11 protein-coding genes are annotated in these 12,601 nt (G+C 42.9%); 9 read left to right on the top strand and 2 right to left on the bottom strand.

Annotated elements, in window-relative coordinates; all coding sequences use genetic code 11:
• Positions 1-30: 30 nt before the first annotated feature.
• A complete protein-coding gene (locus KTR06_RS00615; RefSeq protein ID WP_074910184.1) occupies positions 31-678 on the bottom strand; it encodes a LolA-like putative outer membrane lipoprotein chaperone in 648 nt (215 codons plus the stop codon).
• A 19-nt stretch (positions 679-697) separates the two neighbouring features.
• Positions 698-3,190 carry a DNA translocase FtsK gene (locus KTR06_RS00610; RefSeq protein WP_074910188.1) on the bottom strand — a complete coding sequence of 831 codons (2,493 nt, stop codon included), beginning with the start codon at positions 3,188-3,190 and terminating at the stop codon, positions 698-700.
• 126 nt (positions 3,191-3,316) lie between these two features.
• On the opposite strand from KTR06_RS00610, the gene KTR06_RS00605 reads away from it, so the two are divergent.
• From KTR06_RS00605 to KTR06_RS00565, 9 genes are all read left to right on the top strand, one after another.
• Positions 3,317-3,976 carry a DUF5063 domain-containing protein gene (locus tag KTR06_RS00605; RefSeq protein ID WP_008645659.1) on the top strand — a complete coding sequence of 220 codons (660 nt, stop codon included), beginning with the start codon at positions 3,317-3,319 and terminating at the stop codon, positions 3,974-3,976.
• Positions 3,977-3,984: 8 nt separating this feature from the next.
• Positions 3,985-4,653, top strand: a complete 669-nt coding sequence (locus KTR06_RS00600; RefSeq protein WP_217289848.1) for a 3'-5' exonuclease — start codon at positions 3,985-3,987, stop codon at positions 4,651-4,653.
• Between the two features lie 105 nt (positions 4,654-4,758).
• The gene (locus tag KTR06_RS00595) at positions 4,759-5,937 is read left to right on the top strand and encodes a class I SAM-dependent rRNA methyltransferase (RefSeq protein ID WP_217289847.1); all 1,179 of its coding nucleotides are present in this window, start codon (positions 4,759-4,761) and stop codon (positions 5,935-5,937) included.
• Between the two features lie 523 nt (positions 5,938-6,460).
• A complete protein-coding gene (locus tag KTR06_RS00590) occupies positions 6,461-7,711 on the top strand; it encodes a nucleoside permease (protein WP_008020916.1) in 1,251 nt (416 codons plus the stop codon).
• A 13-nt stretch (positions 7,712-7,724) separates the two neighbouring features.
• On the top strand, positions 7,725-8,318 hold the full coding sequence (locus KTR06_RS00585; protein ID WP_217289846.1) for a bifunctional nuclease family protein: 594 nt from the start codon (positions 7,725-7,727) through the stop codon (positions 8,316-8,318).
• An 8-nt stretch (positions 8,319-8,326) separates the two neighbouring features.
• Complete coding sequence (locus KTR06_RS00580) at positions 8,327-9,025, top strand: 16S rRNA (uracil(1498)-N(3))-methyltransferase (RefSeq protein ID WP_212134683.1); 699 nt, start codon at positions 8,327-8,329, stop codon at positions 9,023-9,025.
• A gap of 40 nt (positions 9,026-9,065) precedes the next feature.
• Positions 9,066-10,613: a DUF4836 family protein gene (locus KTR06_RS00575; RefSeq protein ID WP_217289845.1), complete on the top strand. Its 1,548-nt coding sequence runs from the start codon at positions 9,066-9,068 to the stop codon at positions 10,611-10,613.
• A 20-nt stretch (positions 10,614-10,633) separates the two neighbouring features.
• Positions 10,634-11,278, top strand: coding sequence for an ATP-binding cassette domain-containing protein (locus KTR06_RS00570; protein ID WP_074707536.1), 645 nt, complete (start codon positions 10,634-10,636; stop codon positions 11,276-11,278).
• Positions 11,279-11,384: 106 nt separating this feature from the next.
• On the top strand, positions 11,385-12,590 hold the full coding sequence (locus KTR06_RS00565; RefSeq protein WP_217289844.1) for an ABC transporter permease: 1,206 nt from the start codon (positions 11,385-11,387) through the stop codon (positions 12,588-12,590).
• The last annotated feature ends 11 nt before the right edge of the window (positions 12,591-12,601 follow it).

The raw sequence follows: 12,601 nt of genomic DNA, 5'->3' as shown, positions 1-12,601 counted from the left end.
TTATCTTTATTGTTTTGTTATAAAAACATGTTATCTCAAATCTATCACCTCTGCATTGGGATATTGTTTTTTATCAAAAGTAAAAACACGATCCGTATAATTCTGCCCCGTCTGATAACTTGTAACGGTTATCTCATTACGTGTCTGCTGTCCACGCTGCTGAAGCAAAATATATAGAGGTTCATAAGTGTCCTTCGTCACAAAAAGAGTGATACGTTCCAACTCCTGTTTCTTATCCCTGGCAGTCAGAACGACTTCCCAAACGGATTTTCCACGAAACGTTTTGGTTGCCCCCAACTTATAAGAGAATCCTTTCTGATACATATACAGAAAGGTATACGGATTTATCTGCTGCAACTCTTCCTGCGTCGGATTACTGACATTCACTTCATCATTCTTTGTCACATAACTCCATTGCGTTTTTCCGTCAAACCAAGTGATGATATCAGATGTTTTCAGTACGAATTTCTCTCCTTTCAACTGAATTGTTCCGTTTTCAGCACCTTCTACCAAGCCGTTTGCCACAGCCTTTACAGTAAAATCAGCCTTCACGCCACCAGCTTTACGAAACGCCTCTGCCGTTTTGTCAAGAATGACTTTAGCCTGGGACTGCTGTTGTTGAGCAATCACAGGCAAAGACAGTAAAGCTATTAAAACACTAAAAATGTACTTTCTCATTTGATTAATAAACGAACTGTTACTGTAAATTGTTCAATCGCATTTCAAGATCATTATCGTCAATACACAATACGTCACGCGCCTTACTACCTTGCGTAGGCCCAACAATTCCGGCTTTCTCCAATTGGTCCATTATACGACCGGCACGATTATAGCCAATCGCAAATTTACGCTGAATCAATGAAGTGGAACCTTGCTGATGAATAACAACCAACCGGGCCGCATCTTCAAACAACGGATCGAGACGTCCCATATCAATATCCCCTACTTCACTATTACTATCTTCACTCACATATTCGGGCAAGAAGAACGGAGTAGGATAACCTTGCTGACGGGCAATGAATTTTGTAATCTCTTCTACTTCCGGCGTATCGATAAAGGCACACTGTACACGTACCGGATCAGCTCCCTGCAAGAAGAGCATATCCCCCTTACCAATCAGACGGTTAGCACCCGGACGGTCAAGAATAGTACGAGAGTCCATCATGGCAGATACACGGAAAGCGATACGCGCCGGGAAGTTGGCTTTAATCGTACCCGTAATGATATTGGTAGTCGGACGCTGTGTAGCAATAATCATGTGAATACCGACAGCACGTGCCAACTGCGCAATACGGGCAATCGGAAGTTCCACTTCCTTACCGGCAGTCATAATCAAATCTCCGAACTCGTCAATAACCACTACGATATACGGCATAAACTTATGCCCCTTTTCCGGATTCAGACGACGGTTGATAAACTTCTCATTATATTCTCTTACATTACGTACATGCGCCATCTTCAGCAGGTCATAACGGGTATCCATCTCTACACAAACAGAGTTCAGGGTTTGCACAACCTTTGTTACGTCTGTAATAATCGGTTCGCCTCCATCAGGAAGTTTGGCCAGGAAATGATTTTCAATCACCGAATAGATGCTGAATTCTACTTTCTTCGGGTCGACCAGTACAAATTTCAATTCTGCCGGATGCTTCTTATATAATAAGGAAGTAATAATAGCATTCAAACCTACTGACTTACCCTGACCGGTTGCACCCGCCACCAATACGTGCGGCATCTTGCAAAGGTCGAACATAAAGACTTCATTCGTGATGGTCTTACCCAATACAATAGGCAGATCATATTTGGATTCCTGGAATTTCTTACTTCCGATCACACTTTGTCCGGAAACGATCTTCGGATTCTTGTTCGGCACTTCAATACCGATTGTTCCTTTACCCGGTATCGGAGCGATGATACGGATACCGTCAGCAGAAAGGCTTAATGCAATATCATCCTCCAAACCACGGATTTTAGAAATACGTACTCCTTGCTCCGGAGTGATTTCGTATAGAGTTACCGTAGGTCCTACCGTTGCTTTAATCGTACTGATTTCGATTCCGAAACTGCGCAATGTATTGATGATACGATCTTTGTTTGCATTTTGTTCGTCCATGTCAATCGTCGGATCATCATTTTCGAAATGCTTCATCAGGTCGATAGTCGGGAAGCGGTAGTTTTCCAAATCCTTAGTAGGATTATAAGGTTCAAGTTCCGGTCCCTCATATTCTTCTTCAGAAGTCGCAGGTTCCACTTCAAACCCGGGTTCCGCCTCTTCCAAAGGTTCGTCCTGCACAGCGGGAACAGGATTAGGAACAGTCGGTTCAAACACCATCGTCACTCCTTCACTTTCATCAGACAAAGGAGATTCTTCCGGATCCGGCTGGTTGACCGGGAATTCATCTTCGGGTTCTTCAGCCTGTATATCCATCACAGGTGCCGGAGGAGGTGTCTGTTTATACGTCCGTTTCAAATTGAACTCCACTTCCTGCGGTTGGGAAGTCGTGAATTCCTGATCGCCTTCCCCTTCCGGGATGACTTCTTCCTTCTCTTTCTTTTCGCGTTTTAGGAAGCTCAACGCAAAAAGTTTACGCAACCAAATAACAGTACGCGCACTTATATATATGAAGAAACAGATAGCAGTTATCAACAGGATCATCCATACACCAGGTACTCCTACTTGTGAGATTAACCAACGACTGACATTGTATCCATGCATACCGCCCAGATAAATGAAAGAATCCTGATAATGATCCATAAAAGCAAATCCGAAGAATATGGAGAACCAGACTAATAAAAGCGTGCAACCAATAAACCACTTCCACAAGCGGACCACACGTACACGCATCAACTTCAATCCTGCCACTGCCAGAAAAACAAGTATAAAGAAAGAGGAAATGCCGAAACAGTCGTTTATCAGATAGCTTGCCAACTGCGCTCCACGTGAACCGGCATAATTCTTCACCTGATTATTAACAGCCGCCAAATCCGCCGAACTACCGCTATCAATAATACTTTGATCGGCAGCCCCCGTAAAGAAGAAGGAAGAAAAAGCCAACAACAGGTAAACGGAAAAGATGACCAGCATCAATCCAATCACAAAATGAACAGTTTCATTCTTACATACAGCCACAATTTTACTGGGGGAAGAGGGAGTGCTTTCTGCCTCCTTATCTAATTTCTTCTTTGCCATGAGTCTTTTATTCTATTTTTATAAAACTGGAATGAGATTCTAAGCCGCAAAAATAATAAAAAAATAACGAGCACTACGCTCATTCAATCCTTTTTCTTACCTTTGCGTTTCAAATCAATATAGATCATGGAAAAAGAAAGCCAAACGATATTTGATAAGAACGTAATTGAGTTCGTTACAGTAGCCGCCGAATTTTGTGCATTTCTCGAACGTGCCGAACGCATGAAGCGTAGTACTTTCGTTGACACATCATTAAAAATACTCCCCCTGCTCTATCTCAAAGCATCTATGCTACCCAAATGTGAGACGATTGGGGACGAGGCACCCGAAACGTATGTCACAGAAGAGATTTACGAAATTCTGCGTATCAATCTTTCAGGATTGATGGGTGACAAGGATGATTATCTGGACGTATTCGTGCAAGATATGGTTTATAGCGACCAACCTATCAAAAAATCAATATCGGAAGATCTGGCTGACATTTATCAGGATATTAAAGATTTCATATTTGTCTTCCAACTGGGACTGAACGAAACAATGAATGATTCATTGGCTATCTGCCAGGAAAACTTCGGTACACTATGGGGACAGAAACTGGTAAACACGCTACGCGCCCTTCATGACGTGAAATACAACCAGCTGGAAGAAGAGGAAGAGAATGGTAATGAAGAAGGATTTTACGAACCAAGCGACGACAACGATTGTTGTGAAGAAGAAGGCTGTCATTGCCACGACGATGATTGCCACTGTCACGAAGACGGTTGCCATTGCCACGATGATGAATAAAAATAGAAATGATTGTAAGAAGAACCATAGATAAAGATGAACTAAAAGAACTCCCGAAAACTGTTTTTCCGGGACGAATTTACGTTATCCAGTCGGAAGCTGAAACGGAAAGAGCAGTAGCTTACCTCCAATCCAGATCTGTGATAGGCATTGACAGTGAAACGCGTCCTTCCTTTACCAAAGGGCAATCGCACAAAGTAGCACTCCTCCAGATTTCTTCTGAAGAATGTTGTTTCCTATTCCGGCTCAACATGACGGGATTGACCCAGCCATTGGTTGACTTATTAGAAAACCCGGTTGTAATCAAAGTGGGCCTTTCACTGAAAGATGACTTTATGATGCTGCACAAACGCGCACCTTTCACTCAACAAAGTTGTATCGAGTTGCAGGACTATGTGCGCCAATTCGGTATACAGGACAAAAGTCTGCAAAAGATTTATGCCATCTTATTCAAAGAAAAAATATCCAAATCACAGCGCTTGTCCAACTGGGAAGCTGATGTATTGAGCGACGGGCAGAAACAATATGCCGCCACGGATGCATGGGCTTGCCTCAACATCTATAATCTGTTGCAAGAGCTGAAACAGACAGGAGATTGGGAAATAGCTGCTCTCCCACCTGCTCCCAAGGAAAGGGAAGAAGTCACTATCGGCCCTATAAGCAACCAGCAGTCATAGACGATAAATGATAAGTGATAAATAATAAAATAAGTAATTAATAACCAATAACAAAACTATCTCAATCCTCCTCTCCCTGGGAGAGGGTTAGGGAAAGGCTATATTATGCATAAAGTATATCTCAAACCCGGTAAAGAAGATTCTCTCAAGAGATTCCACCCCTGGATTTTTTCCGGTGCTATCGCCCGTTTTGACGGAGAGCCCGATGAAGGTGAAGTTGTAGAAGTATACACCTCCAAAAAAGAATTTATTGCCGAAGGACATTTCCAGATCGGAAGTATTGCTGTGCGCGTACTGTCTTTCCATCAGGAACCTATCGATCACGATTTTTGGAAACGCAAACTGGAAATAGCATACGATATGCGTCGCAGTATCGGCATCGCCACCAATCCGACCAACAACACTTACCGGCTTGTTCATGGTGAAGGAGACAATCTCCCCGGACTGGTTATTGACGTTTATGCCAAAACTGCAGTCATGCAGGCACACTCTGCAGGAATGCACGTAGACCGCATGACAATTGCCGAAGCTTTATCCGAAGTAATGGGCGACAAGATCGAGAATATCTATTATAAATCAGAAACAACTCTTCCATTTAAAGCAGATCTTTTCCCTGAAAACGGTTTCCTGAAAGGAGGAAGCAGTGATAATATCGCGCAAGAATATGGTTTGCAATTCCATGTAGACTGGCTGAAAGGTCAAAAGACCGGATTTTTTGTAGACCAGCGCGAAAATCGTTCTTTACTGGAACGTTATGCCAAAGACCGCTCGGTACTGAATATGTTCTGCTATACCGGCGGATTCTCATTCTATGCCATGCGCGGAGGTGCAAAGCTCGTCCACTCTGTCGACAGCTCTGCCAAAGCAATTGATCTGACTAATAAAAATGTAGAACTGAACTTCCCCGGTGATTCCCGCCACGAGGCTTTTGCCGAGGACGCTTTCAAATATCTCGACCGCATGGGCGACCAGTATGATTTAATCATTCTCGACCCGCCCGCATTTGCCAAACACAAAGATGCCCTGCGGAATGCTTTACAAGGTTATCGCAAACTGAATGCCAAAGCATTCGAGAAAATCAAACCGGGCGGCATCCTGTTTACTTTCTCTTGTTCGCAAGTAGTAAGCAAGGACAATTTCCGTACTGCCGTGTTTACCGCAGCAGCCATATCAGGACGTAGCGTACGCATCCTGCATCAACTGACTCAACCCGCCGACCATCCGGTAAATATCTACCATCCTGAAGGAGAATACCTGAAAGGCCTGGTACTCTATGTAGAATAACCGGATTCACCACGGATTACACGGATTAACACAGATTGTTATCACAAAGTCATGCAGGGGTTCCACAGGGTGGCACAGGGCTTCACGGAGTCCTTTTCCTTTTCTAAGGTGAAAACAGAGAATCCGGATATGATGATTGATTGATAAAAATCTGTGTTAATCCGTGTAATCTGTGGTGAAACAGAAGGGCAATAACAGAAAAATGGAGGATTCAAAGTTAATTAGAGTTAACAAATAGAAGATTTTCGAGAAAACATTATGTTGTATAACATAAACCGTCTATCTTTGCACTGTGTTTTTCATGGTATTAGATTTAAGGTTAACAAAGATTGGCTGTCTGGGATAGATAGCCTTCTTTTTTTTATACCCCCTTCATTTGTTTTTTCACGACCAAATCTCTTCTTTTCTTCGCATTTATGCCATTTTTATCCCCTTTTTATCAAATTACTAGTCTACCTATTCAATGAAAATATTATATTTGCAAGGTTTATGAACGTGAAGAGAAACACAAATTAAAAAAGTCATGAGTATAAAAGTTCGTTTGATTATTATGAACTTCCTGCAATTCTTTGTATGGGGGTCCTGGTTAATATCACTAGGTGGCTATATGGGAAGAGAACTTCATTTCGAAGGAGGACAGATCGGAGCCATTTTCGCTACTATGGGGATTGCCTCTTTGGTAATGCCGGGTATTATTGGTATTATTGCCGATAAATGGTTTAATGCAGAACGTTTATACGGGCTTTGCCATATCGCAGGAGCCGGATGCCTCTTCTACGCTTCTACCGCAACAGGATACGATCAGATGTATTGGGCCATGTTACTCAACTTGTTGGTATACATGCCCACGCTATCCCTCGCTAACACTGTATCGTACAATGCACTGGAACAATATAAATGTGACCTGATTAAAGACTTCCCTCCCATCCGTGTATGGGGAACGATCGGTTTTATCTGTGCCATGTGGGCGGTCGACCTTACCGGGTTTAAGAATTCAAGTGCACAGCTTTATGTAGGCGGTGCTTCCGCGTTACTGCTCGGGCTTTATTCTTTTACCCTTCCCGCTTGCCGACCGGCTAAATCAGAAAACAAATCATGGCTCTCCGCTTTCGGTCTGGATGCGCTGGTGTTATTCAAGAAAAAGAAGATGGCTATTTTCTTCCTTTTCTCCATGCTTTTAGGTGCGGCATTGCAGATTACAAATACTTACGGTGATCTTTTCTTAAGTAGCTTTGCCAGCATCCCCGAATATGCAGAATCATTCGGAGTGAAACATTCGGTAATCCTGCTGTCCATCTCGCAGATGTCGGAAACACTGTTTATTCTTGCCATACCTTTCTTCCTGCGCCATTTCGGAATCAAGCAAGTCATGCTAATCAGTATGTTTGCCTGGGTGTTCCGGTTTGGGCTGTTCGGTTTTGGAGATCCGGGATCGGGACTATGGATGCTGATCCTTTCCATGATCGTTTATGGTATGGCCTTTGATTTCTTCAACATTTCCGGTTCATTGTTTGTTGAACAAGAAGCCAATTCCTCCATCCGTGCCAGTGCACAAGGGTTGTTCTTTATGATGACCAACGGACTGGGAGCCATCATTGGCGGATATGCCAGCGGTGCGGTAGTAGATGCATTCTCTGTGTATGCTGACGGCAGACTGGTGAGTCGCGAATGGATGGATATCTGGCTGATATTCGCAGCATACGCGCTGGTGATCGGCATCCTGTTTGCCTTGGTATTCAAGTACAAACACCAGCAGGAGAGTAAAACAAATTAAGTAAAAGAGAACGATGGACAAAAAGGTAGAATTACAAGTTATAAATATCACGAACAGCCAGGCGCAAGTAGGCGCGTTTGCTATGCTATTAGGCGAAGTGGACGGTGAACGGCAACTGCCTATCATCATCGGTCCCGCGGAAGCCCAGGCTACCGCTTTATATCTGAAGGGAGTAAAGACACCCCGTCCATTGACACACGATCTGTTTACAACAAGCCTCACCATACTGGGAGCCAGTCTGATACGTGTGTTAATTTACAAAGCAAAGGATGGTATTTTTTACTCCTATATTTACCTTAAGAAAGACGAAGAGATTATACGTATTGACGCACGGACTTCAGACGCCATTGCCTTGGCAGTGCGTGCCGACTGTCCAATTCTTATTTATGAATCTATTCTTGAACAGGAATGCCTTCACATGTCGTCGGAAGAAAGAACCCGTTCTGAAGAAACGGACAACGACGAAGAGACTGAAGAAGAACATGATTTGCCAGCTGCTACTTCCAGAACGCTTGAGGAGGCACTGGAACAGGCTATCAAAGATGAGAATTATGAATTAGCCGCCCGGATACGTGACCAAATCAACTCAAGAAATAAAAACCAGTAAGTAACATTATGCACGTTTTTTATACTCCCGATATACAGAAAAGCAACGAACTTCCCGAAGAGGAAGCACAACATTGTACCCGCGTTCTGCGATTAGGTATCGGAGATGAAATCACTCTTACGGACGGTAAGGGGAACTTCTACAAAGCTGAAATTACTGTTGCGACCAACAAACGTTGTTTTGTAACGATCAAAGAAACGATTTTTCAGGAACCGTTATGGCCGTGCCATTTACACATTGCCATGGCACCGACGAAGAACATGGACCGTAACGAATGGTTTGCAGAGAAAGCTACCGAAATCGGATTTGACGAACTGACTTTCCTCAACTGCCGTTTCTCGGAACGTAAAGTCATCAAGACCGAACGGATTGAAAAGATTCTTGTATCAGCAATCAAACAATCTCTCAAGGCACGGTTGCCTAAATTGAATGAGATGGTTGAGTTCGATCCGTTCATCAGACAAGAGTTCAAAGGACAGAAGTTTATCGCCCACTGTTATGAAGGTGAAAAACCTTTATTAAAGAATGTCCTGAAACCCGGAGAAGACGCCCTTGTCCTGATAGGTCCCGAAGGGGATTTCAGTGAAGAAGAAGTCAAGAAAGCCATCGAACAGGGATTTGTTCCGATCAGTTTGGGCAAATCACGACTCCGTACGGAAACAGCGGCACTGGTGGCCTGCCATACGCTGAATCTACAAAATCAATAATTCTGAATCAATGATTATACAACTTTTAAATAACATAAGTATGGCAAAGAAAACGATTTCACGACTCTCGGTACTGGCAGTACTGATTGTTTTTCTGGCAGCATGTTCCAAAACATCGGAGTATACCAATGTGATACCGGCTGACGCCTCGGTAGTTGCCTCTATCAACCTCAAATCCCTTGCAAGTAAAGCGGGATTGGATGATAAAGAGAATGAAGCTGCGAAACAAAAAGTACTGGAAGCACTGAAAAGCGGAATGAATGCCGCTACCTTCCAACAACTGGAAAAGGTCATGAAGAATCCGGGTGAATCGGGAATCGATGTCGAATCTCCATTCTATGTATTCTCATCCTCTTCTTTCCCTTACCCTACTGTTGTAGGTAAAGTGAACAATGAGGACAATCTCCATGCTTCACTCGACGTGATGGCTAAAGAACAAATCTGCCAGCCGATAAGCGAAGCTGACGGCTACAGTTTTACAACAATGAATGGCGGCCTGCTCGCTTTCAACAATTCTACTGTATTGATAGTCAATGTAAGCGGAACCACTCAAACTGAAAAAGCCAAAGAAGCCATCACTAATCTGTTGAAACAGACGGCCGATAACAGTATCGTAAAATCAGGAGCTTTCCAAAAAATGGAAAAGCAGAAAAGCGATATCAACTTCCTTGCTTCTATGGAAGCTATCCCTGCAACCTATCGCAACCAGATAAGCATGGGGTTACCAACCGAGGTGAAAGCAGAGGACATCACTCTTGTAGGAGGACTGAATTTTGAGAAAGGCAAGATTGCCCTCAAAACAGAAAACTACACTGAAAACGAAGCCGTGAAAGCGCTTATAAAAAAACAAATGGAGTCATTTGGAAAAGCAAACAACACTTTCGTTAAATACTTCCCGTCTTCCACGCTGATGTTCTTCAATGTAGGTGTGAAAGGAGAAGGGCTTTATAATCTGTTGAGCGAGAATAAGGAATTCCGCAATACAGTATCTATTGCTAAAGCAGACGAAGTAAAAGAGTTGTTCGGCTCGTTCAATGGTGATATTTCTGCGGGATTAATCAACGTAACGATGAACAGTGCTCCTACTTTCATGATATATGCGGATGTTAAGAATGGTAATGCCCTCGAAACAATTTATAAGAACAAGCAATCATTGGGACTGAAAAGAGGGGAAGATATCATTCAACTTGGCAAGGACGAATATGTCTACAAAACAAAAGGCATGAATATATTCTTTGGTATCAAGGATAAACAAATGTATGCTACCAATGATGAGTTACTCTACAAGAACGTGGGTAAAGTTGCCGACAAATCGATAAAAGAAGCTCCTTACGCATCAGATATGAAGGGTAAAAACATCTTTGTAGCAATCAACGCTGAAGCAATACTGGACTTGCCTGTTGTTAAAATGGTAGCAGGTTTCGGAGGACAGGAAGTTAAAACATATATTGAGTTAGCCAATAAGGTTTCTTATCTGTCAATGAGTTCAGAAGGAGAAATCAGCGAGATCGACCTTTGCCTGAAAGACAAAGACGTCAACGCTCTCAAACAAATCGTAGACTTTGCCAAGCAATTTGCCGGCATGTAATTAATTTGTAAACAAACGGTATGAATAGTATTCACCTGCAGCAAACACTTCCCCAAGTGTTTGCTGACCGTAATTCGGTGACTTCGGATGTATGGCACCAGGATCTGATCTTCCGGAAAGAAGAAATGTATCTGATTGAAGCAGCTTCCGGCACCGGCAAATCTTCGTTGTGCAGCTATATCTATGGTTATCGCAACGACTATCAGGGGATTATTAATTTCGATGAAACCAATATCAAAGCATACTCCGTGAAGCAATGGGTCGACCTAAGAAAGCATTCACTAAGTATGCTTTTTCAAGATTTACGCATCTTCACCGAACTGACCGCTCTTGAAAATGTGCAATTGAAGAATAACCTTACCGGATGCAAAAAGAAAAAAGAAATCTTATCATTCTTCGAGCAACTGGGTATCGCAGATAAAATAAATGTGAAAGCCGGCAAACTATCTTTCGGACAGCAGCAACGTGTTGCCTTTATCCGGGCACTCTGCCAGCCGTTCGACTTTTTATTTCTGGATGAACCGATCAGCCATCTGGATGATGATAACAGCCGCATCATGGGCGAACTTATCATTGCCGAAGCGAAGGCACAAGGAGCCGGTGTAATCGCAACCTCCATCGGTAAGCATATCGAGTTGCCTTACAACCATATACTTCAACTGTAACGAGTAATAAATAACAAAAAAATGAGTGGGAAATAGTAAGTGAAAAAATCATCCATCTCCCTCCACCGCAACATTTCAAATCGTAAATCGTAAAATCATAAATAAAATGCCAACTCTTGTCTGGAAGCTCCTCCGCCAACATATCAGTATCGGTCAACTGGCCGGTTTCTTTTTAGCCAATCTATTCGGCATGATGATTGTATTGCTTAGTGTGCAGTTTTATAAAGATGTCATTCCGGTATTCACCGAGGGAGACAGCTTTATGAAAAAGGATTTCATCATAGCTACAAAGAAAATCAGCACACTCGGTTCTTTTGCAGGAAAGAGTAATACGTTCTCTGCCGAAGATATTGCGGATTTGAAGAAACAACCGTTTACCAAAACAATAGGGGCTTTCACTCCTTCTCAATTCAAAGTATCGGCAGGATTGGGTATGCAGGAAGCTGGTATTCATCTTTCCACGGATATGTTTTTTGAGTCTGTTCCTGATGAGTTTGTCGACATCAAACTCGACAAGTGGCACTTCGACGAAAGCACGCATACCATCCCCATTATCATTCCCCGCAACTATCTGAACCTTTATAACTTCGGTTTTGCACAGAGCCGTAGTCTTCCCAAGCTCTCGGAAGGATTGATGGGGCTGATTCAAATGGATATCATGATGCGTGGAAACGGACGGGTGGAACAATACAAAGGAAACATTGTCGGCTTCTCCAATCGTCTGAATACGATTCTTGTTCCCCAGTCTTTTATGAAATGGGCGAATGAGAATTTCGCACCGAATGCAGAAGCACAACCGGCGCGGTTGATTATCGAAGTGAGCAATCCGGCGGATTCCGCTATCGCCAGCTATTTTCAAAAGAAAGGATATGAAACGGAAGACGGCAAACTGGATGCCGGAAAAACGACTTATTTCCTCCGTCTTATCGTAGGCATTGTATTGGGGGTAGGTTTATTTATCAGTATTCTTTCATTCTATATCCTGATGTTGAGCATTTTCTTGCTCTTGCAAAAAAATACGACTAAGTTGGAGAGTTTGTTATTAATCGGGTACAGTCCCAACAAGGTAGCATTGCCTTATCAGTTACTCACGGTAGGACTGAATGTTATCGTACTTGTATTATCCATCGGATTAGTCTTCTGGCTACGCAGTTATTACATAGACAGCATCCGATTATTGTTTCCACAACTGGAAACCGGGTCATTATGGGCAGCTATCAGCATGGGCGTTGTGTTATTCATTGTCGTATCGGTGATTAACATACTGGCAGTAAAGAGGAAAGTACTTTCTATCTGGATGCATAAATCATAAATGTATTCAAA

Origin of the sequence: Bacteroides sp. MSK.20.12, from assembly GCF_019052435.1 — a bacterium.
Classification (GTDB): Bacteria; Bacteroidota; Bacteroidia; order Bacteroidales; family Bacteroidaceae; genus Bacteroides; species Bacteroides xylanisolvens.
Note: the sequence above shows the minus strand (reverse complement) of the source record. Positions and strands in the feature narration are given on the sequence as shown.